21 protein-coding genes and 5 pseudogenes are annotated in these 20,818 nt (G+C 39.1%); 15 read left to right on the forward strand and 11 right to left on the reverse strand.

Going from position 1 to position 20,818, the window contains the following annotated elements; all coding sequences use genetic code 11:
* The first annotated feature begins 47 nt into the window (after positions 1-47).
* The 7 genes and pseudogenes from L3081_RS01150 (at position 48) to L3081_RS01180 (ending at position 4,845) form a co-directional block, all read left to right on the forward strand.
* A complete protein-coding gene (locus tag L3081_RS01150) occupies positions 48-350 on the forward strand; it encodes an urease subunit gamma (RefSeq protein WP_242282855.1) in 303 nt (100 codons plus the stop codon).
* Between the two features lie 129 nt (positions 351-479).
* Positions 480-788: an urease subunit beta gene (locus L3081_RS01155; RefSeq protein ID WP_242285459.1), complete on the forward strand. Its 309-nt coding sequence runs from the start codon at positions 480-482 to the stop codon at positions 786-788.
* Between the two features lie 12 nt (positions 789-800).
* Positions 801-2,502, forward strand: a pseudogene (gene ureC / locus L3081_RS01160) (urease subunit alpha).
* A gap of 272 nt (positions 2,503-2,774) precedes the next feature.
* Positions 2,775-3,239 (forward strand): urease accessory protein UreE, encoded by a 465-nt coding sequence (locus L3081_RS01165; RefSeq protein ID WP_242282856.1) that lies wholly within the window; start codon positions 2,775-2,777, stop codon positions 3,237-3,239.
* Entirely contained in the window at positions 3,202-3,939 is a 738-nt protein-coding gene (locus L3081_RS01170; protein WP_242282859.1) for an urease accessory protein UreF, read from the forward strand. The genes L3081_RS01165 and L3081_RS01170 overlap by 38 nt, the downstream gene beginning before the upstream one ends.
* A gap of 39 nt (positions 3,940-3,978) precedes the next feature.
* Positions 3,979-4,592 (forward strand): annotated as a pseudogene (gene ureG / locus L3081_RS01175) (urease accessory protein UreG).
* Between the two features lie 67 nt (positions 4,593-4,659).
* Positions 4,660-4,845, forward strand: coding sequence for a hypothetical protein (locus tag L3081_RS01180; RefSeq protein WP_242282860.1), 186 nt, complete (start codon positions 4,660-4,662; stop codon positions 4,843-4,845).
* A 114-nt stretch (positions 4,846-4,959) separates the two neighbouring features.
* Here the strand turns inward: L3081_RS01180 and L3081_RS27815 are convergent, their stop codons facing one another.
* Positions 4,960-5,280 carry a LysR substrate-binding domain-containing protein gene (locus L3081_RS27815; RefSeq protein ID WP_338027057.1) on the reverse strand — a complete coding sequence of 107 codons (321 nt, stop codon included), beginning with the start codon at positions 5,278-5,280 and terminating at the stop codon, positions 4,960-4,962.
* The gene (locus L3081_RS01185; protein ID WP_338027058.1) at positions 5,234-5,878 is read right to left on the reverse strand and encodes a LysR family transcriptional regulator; all 645 of its coding nucleotides are present in this window, start codon (positions 5,876-5,878) and stop codon (positions 5,234-5,236) included. Before L3081_RS01185 ends, L3081_RS27815 begins: the two co-directional genes overlap by 47 nt.
* 113 nt (positions 5,879-5,991) lie before the next feature.
* On the opposite strand from L3081_RS01185, the pseudogene L3081_RS01190 reads away from it, so the two are divergent.
* Positions 5,992-7,452, forward strand: a pseudogene (locus tag L3081_RS01190) (NAD-dependent succinate-semialdehyde dehydrogenase).
* A 43-nt stretch (positions 7,453-7,495) separates the two neighbouring features.
* Positions 7,496-8,776 carry a 4-aminobutyrate--2-oxoglutarate transaminase gene (gene gabT / locus L3081_RS01195; protein ID WP_242282862.1) on the forward strand — a complete coding sequence of 427 codons (1,281 nt, stop codon included), beginning with the start codon at positions 7,496-7,498 and terminating at the stop codon, positions 8,774-8,776.
* Positions 8,777-8,852: 76 nt separating this feature from the next.
* Here the strand turns inward: gabT and L3081_RS01200 are convergent, their stop codons facing one another.
* The 9 genes and pseudogenes from L3081_RS01200 to L3081_RS01235 form a co-directional block, all read right to left on the reverse strand.
* Positions 8,853-9,509 carry an HAD family hydrolase gene (locus tag L3081_RS01200; RefSeq protein ID WP_242282865.1) on the reverse strand — a complete coding sequence of 219 codons (657 nt, stop codon included), beginning with the start codon at positions 9,507-9,509 and terminating at the stop codon, positions 8,853-8,855.
* A 163-nt stretch (positions 9,510-9,672) separates the two neighbouring features.
* The gene (locus L3081_RS26080) at positions 9,673-9,912 is read right to left on the reverse strand and encodes a GGDEF domain-containing protein (protein ID WP_274620263.1); all 240 of its coding nucleotides are present in this window, start codon (positions 9,910-9,912) and stop codon (positions 9,673-9,675) included.
* A gap of 35 nt (positions 9,913-9,947) precedes the next feature.
* Positions 9,948-10,688, reverse strand: coding sequence for a response regulator (locus L3081_RS01205; RefSeq protein ID WP_274620264.1), 741 nt, complete (start codon positions 10,686-10,688; stop codon positions 9,948-9,950).
* Complete coding sequence (locus L3081_RS01210) at positions 10,676-10,936, reverse strand: response regulator (RefSeq protein ID WP_242282866.1); 261 nt, start codon at positions 10,934-10,936, stop codon at positions 10,676-10,678. The genes L3081_RS01205 and L3081_RS01210 overlap by 13 nt, the downstream gene beginning before the upstream one ends.
* A gap of 208 nt (positions 10,937-11,144) precedes the next feature.
* Positions 11,145-13,332, reverse strand: a pseudogene (gene uvrD / locus L3081_RS01215) (DNA helicase II).
* 87 nt (positions 13,333-13,419) lie between these two features.
* Positions 13,420-14,181: an HAD-IA family hydrolase gene (locus L3081_RS01220; protein ID WP_242282868.1), complete on the reverse strand. Its 762-nt coding sequence runs from the start codon at positions 14,179-14,181 to the stop codon at positions 13,420-13,422.
* 17 nt (positions 14,182-14,198) lie between these two features.
* Positions 14,199-14,885, reverse strand: a complete 687-nt coding sequence (locus L3081_RS01225) for a DUF484 family protein (RefSeq protein ID WP_242282870.1) — start codon at positions 14,883-14,885, stop codon at positions 14,199-14,201.
* Positions 14,886-14,997: 112 nt separating this feature from the next.
* Positions 14,998-15,828: a diaminopimelate epimerase gene (gene dapF / locus L3081_RS01230; RefSeq protein WP_242282872.1), complete on the reverse strand. Its 831-nt coding sequence runs from the start codon at positions 15,826-15,828 to the stop codon at positions 14,998-15,000.
* A complete protein-coding gene (locus L3081_RS01235; protein WP_242282874.1) occupies positions 15,828-15,959 on the reverse strand; it encodes a lipoprotein in 132 nt (43 codons plus the stop codon). Before L3081_RS01235 ends, dapF begins: the two co-directional genes overlap by 1 nt.
* 169 nt (positions 15,960-16,128) lie before the next feature.
* On the opposite strand from L3081_RS01235, the gene cyaY reads away from it, so the two are divergent.
* The 6 genes and pseudogenes from cyaY to L3081_RS01265 all read left to right on the forward strand — a co-directional run bounded on the left by cyaY (position 16,129) and on the right by L3081_RS01265 (position 20,811).
* A complete protein-coding gene (gene cyaY, locus L3081_RS01240) occupies positions 16,129-16,455 on the forward strand; it encodes an iron donor protein CyaY (RefSeq protein WP_242282876.1) in 327 nt (108 codons plus the stop codon).
* Positions 16,456-16,477: 22 nt separating this feature from the next.
* Entirely contained in the window at positions 16,478-17,425 is a 948-nt protein-coding gene (hemC, locus tag L3081_RS01245; RefSeq protein ID WP_242282878.1) for a hydroxymethylbilane synthase, read from the forward strand.
* A gap of 37 nt (positions 17,426-17,462) precedes the next feature.
* Positions 17,463-18,242, forward strand: a complete 780-nt coding sequence (locus L3081_RS01250) for a uroporphyrinogen-III synthase (RefSeq protein WP_242282880.1) — start codon at positions 17,463-17,465, stop codon at positions 18,240-18,242.
* Positions 18,243-18,310: 68 nt separating this feature from the next.
* Positions 18,311-18,484: a hypothetical protein gene (locus tag L3081_RS01255; protein ID WP_242282882.1), complete on the forward strand. Its 174-nt coding sequence runs from the start codon at positions 18,311-18,313 to the stop codon at positions 18,482-18,484.
* Between the two features lie 157 nt (positions 18,485-18,641).
* Positions 18,642-19,588 (forward strand): annotated as a pseudogene (locus tag L3081_RS01260) (uroporphyrinogen-III C-methyltransferase).
* A complete protein-coding gene (locus tag L3081_RS01265) occupies positions 19,585-20,811 on the forward strand; it encodes a heme biosynthesis HemY N-terminal domain-containing protein (protein ID WP_242282884.1) in 1,227 nt (408 codons plus the stop codon). The pseudogene L3081_RS01260 and the gene L3081_RS01265 overlap by 4 nt, the downstream one beginning before the upstream one ends.
* Positions 20,812-20,818 lie beyond the last annotated feature (7 nt).

Raw genomic sequence — 20,818 nt, forward strand, 5'->3', positions numbered from 1 at the left:
CCAATTAACAAACTAGACAGACAAACATAGCGATAACCGAGAAATTTATGGATTTATTACCAAGAGAAAAAGACAAATTACTGATTTTTACCGCAGCTTTATTAGCAGAACGCCGTTTAAAGCGTGGCGTTAAGCTCAATTATCCTGAAGCAATGGCTTATATTTCTATGGAAATTATGGAAGGCGCACGCGATGGAAAAACCGTTGCAGAAATGATGGATTACGGTCGCACCTTGTTAACTCGTGACCAAGTAATGGAGGGTATTCCAGAATTAATTACTGACGTGCAGGTTGAAGCAACATTCCCTGACGGCACTAAATTAGTCACCGTACATAATCCGATTATCTAAATTCGTTTAAGCGCATGTTTACAAGCGTAAATAACACATTAAGGAATTTCTATGTCTAATCCCATGTCTAATACAGATGCTAGCCACAGCACTAATCCTAGCACTAATAAAGACCTAAAAAGTCGTCGTTTGATCCTCGGTGAGATTATTACCGACGAAGGTGAACGAGAATTAAATGTCGACCGTGAAAAAATTACTGTAACCGTAGCCAACTCAGGTGACCGTCCTATTCAAGTGGGCTCACATTACCATTTTTATGAAGTGAATCATGGCTTAGTGTTCGACCGAGAAAAAACCAGAGGCTACCGACTCGATATTACCTCAAGTACCGCAGTGCGTTTTGAGCCGGGGCAAGAGCGAGTAGTTACCTTAATACCCTATCAAGGCAGACGAAAAGTATTTGGCTTTAGAGCTGAAATTCAAGGAGACCTTTCTTAAGGTATATTTATTATGGCTAGTATTGATAAAAACGCTTATGCACACATGTTCGGCCCTACAGTAGGTGATCGCGTTCGCCTTGGTGATACCGACTTATGGTTAGAAGTTGAAAAAGATTACACTGAATACGGTGAAGAAGTTACCTTTGGTGGTGGTAAAGTCATTCGTGACGGCATGGGACAAAGCCAAGCGTCTTGCACTAAAACTGTTGATTTAGTGATCACCAATGCACTCATTTTAGATCACTGGGGTATAGTAAAAGCCGATGTAGGCATTAAAGACGGACGCATTACCATTATTGGTAAAGCGGGCAATCCGGATATTCAAAACAATATAGATATTGAAATTGGCCCTGGCACGGAAGTACTTGCAGGCGAAGGACAAATTTTAACCGGTCGGTGGCATTGACGCTCATATTCATTTTATTTGCCCACAGCAAATTGAAGAAGCGTTAATGTCTGGCGTTACTACCATGATTGGTGGTGGCACAGGCCCAAGAACAGGTACTAAAGCAACCACCTGTACGCCAGGTCCTTGGTATATTCATAAAATGTTGCAAGCCACAAATGACTTCCCAATGAATTTTGGCTTTTTAGGTAAAGGCAACGCTAGCTTACCTATTGCCCTTGAAGAACAAATTGAGGCCGGTGTTTGTGGTTTAAAATTGCATGAAGATTGGGGGACAACCCCGGCAGCTATTGATAACTGTTTAACCGTCGCTGAAAAATATGATGTGCAAGTGGCTATTCATACCGACACCTTAAATGAATCAGGATTTTTAGAGGACACCCTCGGCGCATTTAAAGGTAGAACTATTCATACCTATCATACCGAAGGCGCGGTGGTGGACATTCTCCTGATATTATTCGCGCGTGTGGCGAGCCCAATGTTTTACCATCGTCAACCAATCCAACACGCCCTTATACAGTAAATACCATTGATGAGCATTTAGATATGCTAATGGTTTGTCACCACCTAAACCCATCAATTCCAGAAGATATTGCCTTCGCCGACTCCCGTATTCGAAAAGAAAGTATTGCTGCAGAAGATGTTATGCATGACTTAGGCGCAATCAGTATGATTTCATCTGACTCACAAGCAATGGGGCGTGTAGGCGAAATGATCACTCGTACCTGGCAAACCGCTCATAAAATGAAACAACAACGTGGCCCATTAGCACCCGATACCGAGCGCAACGATAACTTTCGCCTAAAACGTTATATTGCTAAATACACCATTAATCCGGCGATAAGCCATGGTATAAGCCACGAAGTCGGCTCTGTCGAAGTAGGAAAACTGGCTGATTTAGTGTTATGGAAACCGGCATTTTTCGGTATTAAGCCCGATGATTTTAAAATCAGGTTTTATTGCTGCTGCCCCAATGGGCGATGCCAACGCATCTATTCCAACACCGCAACCGGTATACTTCCGCCCTATGTTTGGTGCCCACGGTAGTGCAGCTGCAAAAACGTCCATGACGTTTATGTCGCAAGCATCCATTGATTTAGGTGTGCCTAAGCAGGTTGGCATGACCCGTATGGTAGGCGTATGTAAAAACACCCGTAATATAGGTAAAAGCGACATGGTACATAATGATTGGCAGCCAGATATTACCGTAGATGCGCAAACCTATGAAGTGAGAGCAAATGGTGAGTTGTTAACTTGTGAGCCGGCGACAGAGTTACCATTAGCTCAACGCTACTGCTTGTTCTAATTTGTACGTCGTTGATGAACTTTATGCGTCATTGCCATCGTTTTTAACATAAGTCACATATAAAACATATGCTCCTAATATTAAAAACTCGACGGCTTTGCCTAAAGCCCATCTACTGAGTACAAAAGAGTTAGCACAAGGAAATGGATCCTGTGCGGTATTGTCGGCACAAACTCGTTACCATTTGATGGCGGGATTGGGATCATATTCAGAAGCTATAAAACAGAATTTAGCAGCCAGAATTTAGAAATTAAACGTTTTAGGAATATAGAATGTTAAAAGCATACGATCGCCTTGATCATACGCATGATGAAATCACTGATTCCATCACACTCGATCAAGACACACGCAAAAAGGCACGTATTAAAGGTAAAACTGACAAGGGTGTTGATATTGGTATTTTTATGGAGCGTGGCCATCCATTATTAGTGGGTGAGGTGTTACGTACTGAATGTGGTTTACTGATTGAAGTGAAAGGTGAGGCAGAGCTTGTATCTACTGCCATTGCTAGTGATTGGCTAACTTTTGCCAAAATTTGCTATCACTTAGGTAATCGCCATACGGTACTACAAGTAGGTGAGTTGTGGGTGCGCTATAAGCCTGATTACGTACTTGATGAATTATGCGAAAAATATGGTTTAACCATTAATCATACGCCGGCAATGTTTGAGCCTGAAAATGGTGCTTATGGTTCAAAAAATGGCGGGCATAGCCACGGCCATTCACACGAGCATTAGCATGATGAATTCAAGCAATCACTCGGCATTAAAACTTAATCGGTTATTACAACTGTGTAGTGCTAACTTACCTGTTGGTGGTTTTTCTTTTTCACAAGGATTAGAGTATGCAATAGATAGTGGTTGGATAAAAGACGACAAACAAACGTTAGATTGGGTGTCATTAACCTTAACACAAGCGATTGCTCCAACTGATTTAGCCGTAATGAAACGTTTATATGCTGCTATAGAAGCTAATGATCTTTCTGAGTTTAATCAGTGGAACCAATTATTAATTGCCTGCAGAGAAAGTAGTGAATTTCGCTTAGCGGACCTTGCTATGGGTAAAGCTCTGGTTCGACTATTAACCTTGTTAGAGTCCGTTAATACTGAGCAATACCAAAACATTTTAACGCAAAAAAATGTTAGCTTTGTCAGTGCATTTACCGTAGCAGCTTACTTGTTTGATTTAGATTTACATTATGCACAAAGTGGCTTTTGTTGGGCGTATATCGACAACCAAGTTGCCGCCGCGACAAAACTCGTGCCTTTAGGGCAAACGCAATCACAAAATTTACTCTTTGAATTAACTGAACAAGTTGAACAAGCCATGCATATGGCTAATACATTGCCCGATGATGAAATTGGCGCTAGTCTGCCGCATTTAGCCATGGCAAGTGCTTGGCATGAAACACAATATACTCGCTTATTTAGAAGCTAAAACACATTTAAAGAATTATTAAAAAGAGAATTGAAACTCATGAATAAAAAACAAGTATTACGTATCGGTGTTGGCGGACCTGTTGGCTCTGGCAAAACCGCATTATTACGCAATTTATGTGCAGCCCTTAGCAGCAAATACAATATGGCTGTTGTTACTAATGACATTTATACTCGTGAAGATGCTGAATTTTTAACAAAGAATAATGCATTAGCAGAAGATCGAATTATTGGTGTTGAAACCGGTGGTTGTCCACATACCGCTATTCGTGAAGATGCGTCAATGAACCTAGCGGCAATTGACGAGTTACAAGAACGTCATCCTGGTTTAGATTTTGTACTTGTTGAAAGTGGCGGTGATAACCTAAGCGCTACGTTTAGCCCTGAGCTTTCTGACTTAACCCTTTATGTTATTGATGTTTCTCCGGTGATAAAATTCCACGCAAAGGTGGTCCAGGCATTACTAAGTCTGATTTATTAATCATCAACAAAATTGATGTCGCTGATTTAGTTGGTGCTTCCCTTGAAGTAATGGACCGAGACACTAAAAAAATGCGTGGTGATAAACCCTTCATTTTTAGTAATATGAAAACAGAACAAGGCCTGGCAGAAATCATTAGCTTTATTGAAAGCGAAGGCATGTTAACCGTTTAAACTTTAAACTTAGTAAAATTTACCTTAACACAACGACTGAAAAACCATTAATTATTTGGAGATAACAATGAAATTTTTAACATACCTCTGCGCATTTATCTTTAGCTTTCAAGCACAAGCTCATGACGACCACTACTTAGGAGAAGGTTTTGCCCACAATTTAGTACACGTTATTTTATTATTTTTACTAATCGCTGTCGTTGTAACTGGCGTTAAATGGTTCAGAAAAAGAGCAAAAAAAATTAAAGATTAATAAGGTAAAGCGCCTAAATACGTTGATACTATCTAGGCGCTAACCGTAATGCAACACATACAATTTTCTGCTATTCATGGACCCCATAGATTATATGAAATAGATATAATGAAACTAAAATGCTTTAGCAAAGGCCTCTCTAAGTAACTCAACCTTATTCATTTCCCTAGGTGATTTTTTATAAACCAACGATAAATTAAATTGATACGTTAATGAGCTTGGCTGAATAATACGAATATCACCATTATTTAATTCTCGCTGAATATAACTTTGCGGTAAATAACCAATATATCTACCTGACAATACCATCGCTTTTCGCATATCAAATTGATAAGCCTTCGCTGACAAATGTAATTTTTTTAATTGTTCCCTGCCCGATGCATCAATATCAATTCCGGGATGAATGGTCCGGCACCGACGCCAACATTTCAGCACTGATTACCGTATCAACCTGAGTAAAGAATTCATGCTCTTTACTACAACATAAATAAATAGGCTCACTATAAATAGGTTGATAACAAAGCCCTTCCGTTTGCTGATAACCCGGAAATAATGCGATATGCGCCTTGTCTTTTAATAGTAATTTTTCAATATTATGAATACTGTCACCGTCAAGGACCAAATGTAGATTTGGAAAGCTATCGTGTACAATTTGAATCACTTTAGCGAGTTTTTGCTGTTTAGCTGCATCAAGTTGATCAGCACATAAAATAACTAACTCACCGCTTAGTTCGCTACCAAGAGAACCGACCAACAAAGAAAAATCGTTAAGGGAGTCAAATAAGTTAATGGCCGCATAATAAACGGCTTGACCTTCTTCAGTGAGCGCAAAACCGCCTCGTCCGCGTAAACACAACTTAAGTTTCATTCTGGTTTCTAAATTAGACATGTGCACGCTAATAGTAGAGCGTGTAATACCTAATTCATTTTCAGCAGCGGCAAAGCCACCATTTTCAACCACCGCTTTATAGATACGTAGTAAGCGTAAATCGTACTCAGTGACGGGTTTAGGAATAATAGATGATTTGTTCATTAGTTTTACCACTGTAAAACATTGTGTTGAATGTTTTATATTTAACCTGAGTTTGTTTTGTTATTCAATAGAGAAAATGATTCATTTGTAGAGTTCATATTGTGGAGATGAAAATGTACGCTTTAAAAGATAGCCAGTTAGTTAAAAATTTTTCTTATATCAATGGTAGTTGGCATAGCAGTGAGACTGAATTAGCCGTAAACAACCCAAAGAACAGGTGATCTAGTTGCTAATGTTAGCAATGCCGGCATAGCTGAAACAGAATTAGCAATAAAAGCAGCTAAAGACGCATTTAAAATGTGGTCTGGAAAATCAGCCAATGAGCGTGCCGGATTACTACGCAATTGGTTCAATTTAATGATGGAGCATCAAGACGATTTAGGTCGTATTCTTACGTTAGAGCAAGGTAAACCACTCGCTGAAGCCAAAGGTGAAATTGCTTATGGTGCTGCCTTTATTGAATGGTTTGCTGAAGAAGGTAAACGTGTTTATGGCGATACTATTCCTGGACCAAACAAGCGATAGACGTATTGTCGTTATTAAACAACCCGTAGGTGTGGTTGCGTCGATAACGCCATGGAATTTCCCTAACGCGATGATCGCGCGTAAAGCTGCTGCAGCATTAGCCGCGGGTTGCACTTTTGTAGTTCGTCCGAAGAACACAAACGCCTCTTTCTGCATTAGCAATGGCTGAACTTGCTGAACGTGCAGGCATTCCTGCAGGTGTATTTAATGTTGTAGTCGGTGACGATGCTCGCGGCATGGGTAAAGTATTAACGGAACATCCTGATGTGGCTAAATTTACCTTCACCGGGTCAACACCTGTGGGCAAAACGTTAATTAGCCAATGTGCCTCTACTGTGAAAAAAGTCTCTATGGAGCTTGGTGGTAACGCGCCCTTTATCGTTTTTGCTGATGCCGATTTAGATGCAGCAGTACAAGGTGCATTAGTATCTAAGTACCGTAATGCCGGGCAAACTTGCGTGTGTACAAACCGTATTTTAGTTCACCAAGATGTAATGGCAGAATTTAGTGAAAAACTTGCTGCCGCAGTGAGTGGTTTATCAATGGGTAATGGTTTAGTTGATGGTGTTAATGTCGGCCCCATGATCAGCGAGCAAGCCGTAATCGATGTGCAAAAGTTAGTTGATGAATCCATTAACATGGGCGCCAAGCTTGTATTAGGCGGAAAAATAGAACAAGCAGGATCATGCTTTTATCAACCCACTATTTTAACCAATGTGACGAATGACATGCCTATTGCTGCCAATGAAATATTTGGTCCCGTTTCGCCATTAATTTCGTTTGCAAATGAAGAAGAAGCACTCGCAATAGCTAATGACACTGAATACGGCTTGGCTGCTTATTTCTATTCTCGCGATATAGGTGTTATTTGGCGGGTTGCCGAAGGTTTAGCGTTTGGCATGATCGGCATAAACGAAGGCATTATTTCAAATGCTGCAGCACCTTTTGGTGGTGTAAAACAATCAGGAAATGGCAGAGAAGGCTCTAAGTACGGCCTAGACGATTATTTGGAAATTAAATATTTATGCATGGGTGGTTTAGACAAGTAAACCGCATTAATCACGCTATAAACAAATCGAACAGGAAATGAAAATGACAAACGCAAAATTACAAGCCCGTAAAACAAAAGTGGTTGCTAGAGGGCAAGGCAACCTATACCCAATTTATGTAGACCACGCTAAAAATTCTGAAATTTGGGATGTGGAAGGCAATCGTTTTATCGATTTTGGTGCCGGAATTGCGGTATGTAATACTGGCCACAGTCACCCTAAAGTAGTTGCGGCAGCCAAAGCGCAGCTAGACAAATTCAGCCATACCTGCATCATGGTAAACCCTTATGAAGTGGGTGTTGAACTCGCCGAAAAATTAACAGACATTGCCCCAGGCGATTCAGATAAAAAAGCGATATTTGTATCTACTGGCGCTGAAGCCGTTGAGAACTGCGTGAAAATAGCCAGAGCGCATACTGGTCGTCGAGGCGTTATTGCTTTTAATGGTGGCTTTCACGGTCGCACTAATTTGACCATGGCATTAACAGGCAAGATCACACCTTATAAAAATTTATTTGGACCTTTCCCCGGTGATATCTTTCATGCCCCCTTCCCTATTGAGTGTCATGACATTTCAGTTAAAGCATCACTAAAAGCAGTTGAAAACTTGTTCAAAGTGGACATTGCACCATCGGATGTGGCAGCAATTATTGTTGAACCTATTCAAGGTGAAGGTGGATTTTATGCTGCGCCTGTAGAGTTTTTACAGGCATTACGCGCAATTTGTGATGAGCATGGCATTGTATTAATTGCGGATGAAATACAAACAGGTTTTGGCCGTACCGGTAAAATGTTCTGTTGTGAACATTCAGGCATTGAACCTGACTTAATCACAATGGCCAAAGGTATCGGTGGTTTTCCTATTGCAGCTGTTGTGGGCAAAAGCCACATTATGGACGCACCGCTTCCAGGTGGTTTAGGCGGAACTTATGGCGGCTCTCCTGTAGCCTGTGCCGCAGCATTAGCAGTATTAAACGTGATTGAAGAAGAAAGCCTAGTTAGCCGCTCCGCACAAATTGGCGCTATTTTTAACGATCGTTTATCTCAATTACAAACGCAGTACCCAAGCCTTATTGGCGATGTTCGTAACCAAGGTTCAATGATTGCTATCGAGTTATTCAAAGACGGTGATAGTGAGCAGCCCAATACAGAATTGACTCAAGCAATTATCGCCAACGCTGCAAAATATGGGCTAGTACTATTGGCTTGTGGTTTCTATAGTAACGTTATCCGCTTCCTACCACCACTGACTATTAGTGATGAAACAGTAAATGAAGGGCTAGATCAATTTAGCAAGTTATTTGATCACGTTGCAAAAAATTAATCAGGTTATCAATGAAGATGTGGATTACAACAAATAAGTTCTGCATCTTCAACCTACTTGATTATTTAAGAAACAATCAGACAAATAGCCCAGAGAAATTTTTAATAATTTTTACATTGTTCTTTTGACGAAAATACGCCTTCCAGTCTGGAAAATCGGTATAATCTGACAGAAAAACAAAGTCCACATTATATTTTTCAGCAACAAGATAGTCTGCTTTAGCATCACCAAAAAATATGGGCTTTGCATTTGGATAACGCGCTAAAACGTCTGCGAATATTTCAGTTTTTGTGCGAGGACCGCCATAGATATCAGTGAATAAATGATCTAATTCTTTTTCCGAAAAAATATGCTGCAAATCGGTTTCTGAAGCTGCAGAAATAATATATTTATGATTATTTTCAGGTATTTGCGTTAGAAGTTTTTCTGCGTTAGCCGTTAATGGGCACTCAATTAGTTGCTCCATACACATCTGACTAAACATCATTAATGCTTTTTGGTAATCATCTTCAAATGATTGACGATTTAATAAGGTTTCAAATAAACAGGTAAATTTTTTGAAACGGGTAAAGCCGGCATTAATTTGATGATATTGTTGGAATGTTTTGGCCGTTTTTTCATCAGAAAAGTGCAACGCTACCTGATACATAGTTTGTGATTTTATTTGATTGCTCTGTAAAATTACGCCATCGCAGTCAAAAAGCCAAAGATCATATTGAGATAAAATTGTCATCGTTTTTAGTCTTCCTTCTGGCACAAATTTTCTGAAATGCAACAATAATGGTTAAACCTTAAAATAGGTAAAATATCATCACTCATTGCTTTATTGCCAATCTACCTGATCTAAATTCCATGCTTATCCCCTTCATCACGTCTCTTTAAAAAAACAGATAGCGTTAGTCAAACTCTTCACTTCCTGATATCACAATCTGATTACGGCCATGATCTTTAGCTAAATAGAGCGCATTATCGGCTTCATTCATTTGCTTTGACAGCCCGTCACTGCTACTAAAAACCACACCAATGCTCATGGTAATAGAGATTTTATTATCGCCTGCAGTTAATGTTGATACTGAAATATCACGGCGGAAATCATCTAGTTTAATATAGAGTTGGTCTGCATCTACACCATGCAATAATACGGCAAATTCGGCGCCACCTAATCGAGCGGTTAATCCCCCCCAAAGTGTTTACGCATGTACAACGCTAATACTTTTAATATTTGATCACCGGCATCATGACCGTAATTATCGTTTACTTTTTTGAAATAATCGACATCTAGCACAGCTAAACAGTATGAAACTTTGCGTTTCACATATTCTGCAATACGATGATTAGCATTATGTATAAACGCTCTTCGATTAGACAGATCCGTTAAGTAATCTGTATTTGCTGCATGTTGAATTTTGGCTATGTTATTTAAACTTTCAATATTCTGGGTGATACGACAATAAAACTCTTCAGGACAAAAAGGCTTACGCAAAAAATCATCTGCGCCATTTTTTATAAAACGAGCAGAATGAATACCACTCGTTGCGCCTGAAATACCAATGATAGCTAATTGCTCGCGCGTATATTTTTTTCGAATTTCATTGGTTAAGGTGATACCGTTCATTTCTGGCATTTCTAAATCGGTAATCACCATTTTGATATTTTTATGTTCTTTCAGTTTTTCTAGGGCAATAACACCGTTATTAGCGGTAACAACAGTAAAATTTCGACGTTTTAATAAGGCGCTAATATGAGAACGCGCCGCAGAAGAGTCATCAACAACTAACACTGCATTTTTACTGTTAGTTTGTTGCCAATGTAATACACGCTTTAAATACAAAAAAGCCTGGCTGTTTTCTTTTGGAATATAATCAATAACGGGAATTTGGTCTAATATTTTTTGCCTTGTTACATCATCCATTTTACCTGTGATAACAATGCTTCGGGAATTTTATGAGATAGCACACAAGCTATGGCCTCTCCATCTAAAGCATCTGGTAGGGCGTAATCAACCGTAGCGGCAAAAAAATCGGTGTCACGAGAAAGTACGTCTTCAACCTCTGCTAGCGTGCCCACAATAACAACGTCGAAATGTAACGACTGTGCAATTTGTTTAATAACAGTAGCAATAGGTTTACTGTCTTCTACAACTAATAATTTTTGTGACATTTTTAAGCCCTTCTTCTTTTTTATAATGATTTTTTACAACGGTAACTTATACCAATTTCACAAACTATGTGATCATTTTTACTGGTTAAAATCACCCACTACATCGTTATTTATTTAATAATTAGAACAACTCGTTATTGAAATAAATGCCTTGTATATGGCAATTTTTCTACGTATAAAATAGATCACGTCATTAATGACACTGATATTAAACTGCTTGTAAATTAGCGTATTCAACCACTAGCCATTTGCTGCCAACATCCGCAAAATTAACCTGAATACGAGATTGTGCACCGCTACCTTCATAATTGAGTACAACACCTTCACCAAATTTAGCATGCTTTACTTGTTGTCCCAACTTAAACCCTGTATTGGCAAATGTTTCTAAAGTAAAGGTATTAGAAAATTTACCTACTGCTTTTGGCTTTGCCACCTGGCTTTGCATACGAATCTCTTCAATACACGCCTCGGGTAGTTCACGTAAAAAACGACTCGCTTTATGAAATTTTTCTTGCCCATAAATCCGGCGGCTTTCTGCATGACATAAATATAATTTTTTCATGGCCCTTGTCATGCCAACATAACATAAACGGCGTTCTTCTTCTAAACGCCCTATATCTTCTACTGATTGTTGCGAAGGAAACATGCCCTCTTCTAATCCCAAAGAATGAACACTAATGGAAATTCTAAGCCTTTTGCTGAATGCATGGTCATTAGTTGTACCGCCGCTTCAAATTCATCCGCTTGAGATTCACCAGACTCTAGCGCAGCATGGGTTAAAAATGCCGTTAATGGTGTTTGTTCTTCCATAAACTCTTGATCAGATAAGGGTTCACTCTCAAACGTTTGACAAGCCGTCACTAACTCATTTAAGTTTTCAATGCGTTGCTCTGCTCTTTCGCCTTTTTCAGCTTGGTACATAGCCTTCAAACCCGAATGCTGAACAACAAAATTCGCTTGCTGATCTAAATCTAAGTTAGTTGTGTCATCTTCAAGTTGGTTTATCAATTCAATAAAATGACTTACTGTTTTAGCACCACGGCCTTTAAGTTGCTCTGCTTGCAGCATTTGTTGGCAAGCCTGCCATAATGTTACTTCTGAACCTCTCGCTGCGTCACGTATCAATGCAACCGTTTGATTACCTATGCCGCGGGTAGGTGTATTAATAATACGTTCAAAGGCAGCATCATCATCTCTATTATTGATCAGTCGTAAGTAAGCTAGCGCATCTTTAATTTCTTGGCGTTCGAAGAAACGTTGTCCACCGTAGATGCGATAAGGTAGCTGCCTTTGTAACAGTGCTTCTTCCATTAATCGTGATTGGGCATTTGAACGATATAAAATCGCAACCTCATCGAGTTTACCCCCGTCATCCTGCCACTTTTTAATACAACCAACAATAAAGCGTGCTTCATCTATTTCATTGAATGCTGTGTAAACCGAGATTTTTTCACCCGCTTGATCATCTGTCCACAGCTCTTTGCCTAACCTATTATTATTATTGCTAATGAGTTGGTTGGCCGCATTTAAGATATTAGCAGTTGAACGATAGTTTTGTTCTAGGCGTATGGTTTGTGTGTCTTTAAATTCATGGGTAAAACGTTCAATATTTTCAATACGGGCGCCACGCCGCCGTAAATGGATTGGTCATCATCACCCACAATCATCACATTAGAACGCGCTCGCCCTAACATTGTTAACCAAGCATATTGAATCGCGTTCGTATCTTGAAATTCATCCACCAAAATATGAGTAAATCGTTGTTGATAATGTGAAAGTAATTCTGGATTATTAAGCCAAAGTTCGTGGGCACGTAATAATAATTCAGCAAAATCAACTAAGCCAAGACGGTCACAGGTTTCTTGGTAGGCTTTATACACTTTAACAAACAGCGCTTCTGTGGGATCAAACTGATCATCTATATGCTGCGGTCTTAACCCTTCATCTTTTTTACCATTGATATACCAAACAAATTGTTTAGCCGGCCATTTTTTTTCATCTAATTCTAATGAACGCACAATACGTTTTATCAAACGCAGCTGATCATCACTATCGAGTACTTGAAAACTTTGCGGTAATTTTGCTTCTTGAAAATGCATTCGTAATAAGCGATGTGCTAAACCATGAAAAGTGCCTATCCACATGCCATGGGTGTTTCCACCCGTAGCTTGTTCAACACGTGCACGCATTTCTGCCGCGGCTTTATTGGTAAAGGTTACTGCTAGAATAGCATGAGGTGCCACCTGTTCAACTTGCATTAACCAAGCAATACGCTGAACTAATACCCGTGTTTTTCCAGATCCCGCCCCCGCTAACACCAACATATTTTGTTTCGGCGCTGCCACAACTTCGCGTTGCTTGTCATTTAAAGAGTCGAGTAATTCTGAAACATCCATCTGGAAACCTTTTTGCGGTGGTAAGGGTAATGATAAAATCCAACCAGTATATCACTGGCTTTATATACAGTCATTTAATTCCTTAATCTATTGTTCAGTTAACAATAGATTAAGTTCTGAGAGTTTACTTAGTGCAATATGAGGTAAAACCGTAATTGGCTTGCCAACATCATAGCAACATAGCCATGCTGTTTGACAACCCGCACGTAATGCGCCCTGAATATCAGCACGACCACAATCTCCCACATGCAGTAATTGTGATGGTGAAATAGAGAGTTGTTGGCAAGCTAAATCAAACATATCAACACACGGTTTTTGTCTTAGCAAGGTTCCGCCTGCTTGCCAACCTGCATGGTATATATACTGAAAATACTTTGAAATATTAATCGCTTGAGTATCAACATTGCCATTACTAATTGCCACAAGAGGATATTTTTTACTTAAACGTTCCAGTAGCGTTTTACTCGTTTCAGGTACAATAAAATTGCTGCGCAGTGTAATAAAATAGTCTAATGCAGCTTGTGCTTCATAGTCTGCCGCCTGCTCACTTAGCCCTAAAGCGATAAATCCAAGACGATAAGTCACTAAGCGTACTTGCACAACATCATGTGCTAAATCTGGTTGTGCTATTGTTGCTTGAGAACGAAAAGTGTACCAAAAATGATGGTTTAATTCGTTAGACTGTTTTGCAGGCCAATCAGATTTTTTTGCTTGCAACACAGGTAAATTTGCAAAGTAGGCAATCATAATTTCTTCAATTGCCATCATCACAGGTTTGTTATTGTATAGGGTATCGTCTAGATCAAAGCTGATCGCTTTGATCGTAGATAAGCGTCGATATATTTTCATATTAGCTTGAAGCGTGTCTAAACAGCTAAGTGCTGTTTCAATAATTTAGCAACTAAACGCTTAAACTGACTTAATAACAAAGTGTCCATGCGCGGATCAAAATGGTGTGCATCATCACTACTGATCGCTAAGAAACCAAGTTCCTTTTCATCATGGGCCAGTTTGACTAACACAACAGAACCCGCACAGTCATGAGAAAAAATAAGCTGCTGTTCACTTTGCTGCAAACGTCCGAAATAATAATCACTTTTCCCTAAACGATTTTGCATAACACCCTGACAGTCACCAGTCGACAAACACTTATGTTCAATGCTTGGCGCATCAAGTAAATATAATTTAAAAGCAGATAGCGACAATAACTCAGTAGTTGCTTGGACTAAACAATCAAGTAATTCATTTGCCGATTGGCAATCAATCAAACGTAAATACAAATCACTGTACAGCACAAACAAACTTTCATTATGACTAGCCACAGACATTAACTGCGTAATTTCATCTTCTAAATTATGTACTTTTTGTCTTAACTGTTGCTGCTGTCTTTCCATTAAAGAAACCGTTCCTCGATGTGGATCCGCGAGCCTTAACCCTGTCATCAAAGCATTATTTCTATTGAAAAACTCGGGGTTATCTTGAAGGTAAGCACTAACTAACTCATCAGTTAGTGGTAATTCATCAGTATTAATCACTGTTTGTTCGCTTTTCATATCAACTTCTTCTTAACATAAATTCTTAATATAAATGATCTATCTTGGCTAAGTTTCACCCGATAAAACGTCTTACGCTACCCGAAACTTAAATCCAGTTTTAAATTGATCACTAGATAGATAATTGCCCATCAAAGACATGCACAGCAGGCCCTGACATTTTCACTGGGTGTCCGGGCCCTTTCCAATAAATTCTTAATTTGCCACCAGGTAACTCAACGGTTACTTGTCGGCTTAATTTGTTTTGCATTTGACCAATAACAACCGCGGCACAAGCACCGCTGCCACATGCAAGTGTTTCGGCAGCCCCACGTTCATAAACACGCAGCTTTATTTGATTAGGTGCAACAACTTCCATAAAACCAACATTAGCATGCTCAGGAAAACGTTCATGCAAAGAAAGTGCTTTTCCTAATCGCTCTACCGGGGCAGTTAGTACGTCATCAACGGTCACAACACAGTGCGGATTTCCTAACGACACGGCACCACAAAGTACGGTTTCAGAATCACTGCGCAAAATATAGGTACCTTCCGCTTTTTGGGCAATAAAAGGGATTTTAGGCGGCTCGAATTGAGGCACAGGCATGGTCACAGAAATATTACCATCACGCTCAACAAATAAGGTCATTTTACCGGAAGCTGTTGATACACGAATTTTGTTTTTATTACACAATCCTTTCATACGAACAAATCGAGCAAAACAACGCGCACCATTGCCACATTGGTTAACTTCGCTACCATCCGCATTAAAAATTCGATAATGAAAATCTAAGTCTGGATCATAAGGTGGCTCAACAATGAGTAATTGGTCAAAACCAACACCAAAGTTTCTATCCGCTAATTTGGCTATTTGTTCGTTAGATAAAAAAACATTTTGTGTCACATTATCTAGCACTAAAAAGTCATTACCTAAACCATGCATTTTTGAAAAATTAACTAACATTAAGGCTGCTTCTTCTTAAGTTCTTGTGTGCTGAGTTGAGAGTCTTCTACTACTGTTTTATCAACTGAGTTAGGCTCATTAACTTGGTATAAGTCACCTTTTGAGCCACACGCAGTTAAAAGTATGCTCATCGAAAAGCATGAAATCAAAAAAGAAAAGTATTTAATAAGCCGCATGATTACCAGTATTTGCCATGAAAGTCGTTTAAATCAAGCTTTTCAACTTAACTTAATGGGTATTTATTTTGTCAGATTGCTATTATACTCACATGCTGATTCACCAAACAACTAAAGAAAGACAATGAACGATAGCCAATATAACTTAATAGCCGAAGATTTGTTACTTGCTGTTGAAGAAGCCATTGAAGATTGTGGGGTTGATATAGACTATGAAGGCGTTGGCGGCTTGTTGACCCTGACGTTTAAAAACACCACTAAAATTATCATTAATAAACAAGCTCCTTTGCATGAAATTTGGGTGGCCACTAAATTTAATGGTCACCATTTTACCTACGCTGACGATGCTCAGCTATGGACAGATAAACGCAGTGGTGATGAGTTTTGGCAGTTTTTATCACAGGCAGTAAGTACACAGGCAGAAACAAACGTAACTCTATCTGCAGAATAAAATACCCTTGGGAACAAGAGAAATGACAACAGTAAGAATAGCAACTCGCGAAAGCGCCCTTGCGTTATGGCAAGCGGAATATGTAAAAGCTCAATTAGAACACTTTCATCCAAAAATTAACGTTGAGCTTATACCAATGACAACCAAAGGCGATATCATTTTAGATACGCCGCTTGCCAAAGTAGGTGGAAAAGGGCTTTTCGTTAAAGAATTAGAAGTTGCTATGTTAGAAGATAGAGCTGACATCGCCGTCCATTCAATGAAAGATGTACCCGTAGATTTTCCTGAAGGGTTAGGTTTAGAGGTAATTTGCCCACGAGAAGATCCCCGCGATGCATTTGTTTCTAATACTTTTACTGCCCTGAGTGAATTACCACAAGGTGCAATAGTGGGCACTTCAAGTTTGCGCCGTCAATGTCAATTAAAAGCCAAACGACCTGATCTTGATATTCGTGATTTACGCGGTAACGTCAATACCCGACTTAAAAAATTAGATGAAGGTCAATATGATGCCATTATATTAGCCGCTGCCGGTTTAATTCGTTTAAAAATGAGTGAACGTATCACCCAGTATATTGAACCCGAAGAGATGCTACCTGCTAACGGACAAGGTGCTGTAGGTATTGAATGCCGTATTGGTGATGATACTATTAAGGCATTACTCAAACCTTTAGAATGTAGTACAACTCGCGCTCGCGTATTAACAGAACGAGCGATGAACAAAGCACTAGAAGGTGGCTGTCAGGTACCTATTGCCAGTTACAGCGTTATATCTAACGATGGTAAAGAAGTGCACTTACGTGGCTTAGTTGGCGCCATAGACGGCAGCGAACTTATTGAAAGTGAAATTACTGGCCCCGTGGAACAAGGTGAAGTATTAGGTCATACCTTAGCGCAAGAATTACTAAGCCGTGGTGCAGACAGAATACTTAAAGAGGTTTATGCCACCAATAAAACTGATACTCAGTAATAATCTGTATTAATAATTTATGATCAGTAAAAACAGCATGCTTAACGTATTAATAACACGACCTACAAATAAAGCAAAGGCGCTTGAAACATCACTCACAGCGTTGGGGATTGCTTGTGTCAATCAGCCCTTGTTTGATTATAAAACAAAAGACGATGCAGAAATAAGCCAACGTTTATTAACTCACGGCCACATTATTATTTTTGTTAGCGTTGCTGCTGTTGAATTTGCAAATAACGTATTTCCTGCAAATTATTGGCAATATCAATCCGTGTTTGCCGTGGGCAATGCAACTAAGTTAGCATTGGAGCGATTAGGCATTACCCCTGTTTTTTGCCCCACACAAGAAAATAGTGAAGGTTTATTGGCGCTACCCGCGCTAAATAAATCTTTCAATAATGCTCCTATTACTATTGTACGTGGTGATAGGGGCAGAGAGCATTTGGCATCTCAGTTACGCGAACTAGGAGCCAATGTAAATTATTTAGAAAGTTACCAATGTGTATGGCGAACATTTACCAAAGACATAGCACAACAATGGTTTAAACAGCAAATAAATTGTATTGTCGTTACTAGTAACGCAATATTAGAAAAGCTTGTACAATTAATGCTTCCGCAGCAGGAAGCAAAGCACACAGGACAATTAACTAAATATTGGCAGAATGAATGTTTATGGCTCGTAGCAAGTCATCGAATTGCCGAATCGGCAAAAAGCTTAGGGTTATCCCAGGTTATCGTGAGTGATGGTGCAAGTGAAAAGGCAATAATCACAACATTGAAGCAGCTCGAAGAAGAAAAACTGCGGTGTAGTATTTAACATTCTTATATTAATTGAAGACTTATACTAAGCTTATACTAGGCTTATTTTAGATAATGGAATAAATAATGACTGAATCAAAAACGCCATTAACCTCAGAAAAGATGAGCGAACCAACCCCTGAAGTCAGTTCAACGAGCAAAGCTACGCTGAAACAAACCACCCAGAAGAACGACACTAAAGCCGTGGGTGCTAAACCAAGCAAATACAAAACAAAAACCACCAAGCAAATCGCCCAATAAAATATCTAAATTGGCTATAGTGGCAATAATTATCGCTATTGCAGCACCTGCCGGCCATTACTATTGGCAACAATTACAACACCAAACACTAGTACAATCGCTAACGCAAAAAATCAAAGATGAAAATAGCGCAACATTGAGTCGTTATAAAACACAAATGCAACAAGCACTTAGCAACCAAGAACAAGTGCTTAGTAATAAATTACAGCAAATATCAGCGCAAATTCAACAAACGAGCCAAGGTAAAATAACAGCACTAGAAAACACCGTCGCAAAACTTGAACAAGGTATTAAAAATCGTCAACCGAGCGATTGGTTATTACATGAAGCCGAGTATTTAATTCGCATTTCTGCTCGTACTTTATGGTTAGAACATGATTCTCGTGCTGCGATTGGTTTACTAAAGGATGCCGATGCTCGCTTAACTGAATTGAACGACCCGACTTTTTACCCGTTCGTGAAACAATTCATCAAGATATTAATACGCTAACTCGCATGCCAACACTAGAAACAGATGATGTGATAGTGACACTAATAGCAATGAACAAACAAGTTACAGACTTATCATTAGCTATAATTGATTTAGGAAAAGAAAACACAGCAACAGATATAGCATTGTCAGATAATATCAATGATTGGCAAAGTAATTTAGCTAAAACTTGGCAGAAGTTTTTGAATGATTTTATCCGAGTTCGTCAAAGAGTCGGCACTGTTGAAGCATTGATATCCCCTGAACAACAAGCAAATTTAAAACAGAATTTAAATTTAAAAATTCAGCTAGCCATATGGGCTGCCACTGAGCGTAAAGGTGAACTTTATCAAAAAACCTTAACAGATATTCAACAGTGGCTTAATGAGTTTTTTGACATGGAAGATAATGCCAACCAACTTTTTTATAACGCATTAACGGCATTACAAAATAAACAAGTAGCTTATGATTATCCAAGTGAATTAAGTTCATTAACTGCCATTAGAGCTACGTTAAGAAATCAACAAATTCAACCATTACAATCTATTCAAGAAAACGACAACACACCTGAAGAGAACGCGACTGATGCTACAAACGATGCAACTCAGGACCCAAAAAGTGAGGGTAACCTATGATCCGGTTTATCATCATCATTGCGCTGTTTTTTACTATGCTAGCGCTAAGCCCGTTATTAATTGATGAAAAAGGTTATATTCTTATTGCCATGGGCGAAACAATAATAGAATTAACCGTGCTTTCAGCAGCCATTTTATTCCTGCTATTTGCTATCAGTGCTTTTATTATTGTCAAAATGTTACGAGGTGGTTTTAAACTCAGTTTCAACGCTTGGCATACCGTAGCTTTTGCAAGTAGGCGACGTGGTATTGCCAACTTTAATAAAGGTTTAGCTGCATACATGCTAGAAGATTACGAAAATGCAGAGCAATTATTTGCTAAAAGTGCTGAACCCGCCAAACGCCAAAGCCAAAGTGCTTATTTACTTGCTGCCGCTGCCTCAGCAAAGCAAAATTTAGATGCAAACACTAATCATTATTTAGATTTATTAGCACAGGAAAGCCAAAAAAATAATGACACAGATTTAGCCAGTGTTATTGTAAAAGTTAAGTTATTAATGAACCAAGCTCGAAGTGAAGCTTACAAAAAAGCACGTGTATTGATTGATGATAACCACAAACAAATTGGTCATGACACGCGGTTATTAACTTTAGAAATTGATTTGTGTATTATTGAGAAACGCTTTGAAGCAGCGGTTGCTTGGTTGTCAGCGGCCCGAAAAGCAAAAAGCATCAGTGATAAACAGATACAAGCATGGGAAGATCAAGCTTACTATGGCGTTTTTAACGACCTTATTACCAAACAAGACAATGCAAGTTTACAAACTTATTGGAAGTCTTTAGGTCGTAAAATAAAACAGCGGGAGGCTGTATTATTTACTTATTGCCAAGTATTAGCTGAGCACAATATTTCAGAGCCTTTAACAGAGCTAATAACACCAGTTTTGAAAAAAGAACCTAATGTACAATTTCTAAAACGCCTTCGTACATTACCCATTAAACAAAGTGAACCCCTGATCGCTATTGTGCAAAAGCACCTACATAATGATAAACACAGTGCACAGTGGTTGAGCTGCTTGGGCCATCTAGCACTAATGAGTGAACAGTGGTCAATGGCTGAAAAAGCCTTTGGCAGCTTAGTTAAGCTAGAAGCAAACCAACAAACAAAACAATATGACAAAGAAGACTTACGGGCGTTTGCACAAGCCTTAATGGCAGAAGGTCAGCACCAAGCTGCCAATGAGGTTTGGGTTAAGGTAAATGAATTTCCTACTCAGTCTTAAAGGGTGA

This window comes from Colwellia maritima (assembly GCF_022669015.1).
GTDB lineage: Bacteria > Pseudomonadota > Gammaproteobacteria > Enterobacterales > Alteromonadaceae > Colwellia > Colwellia maritima.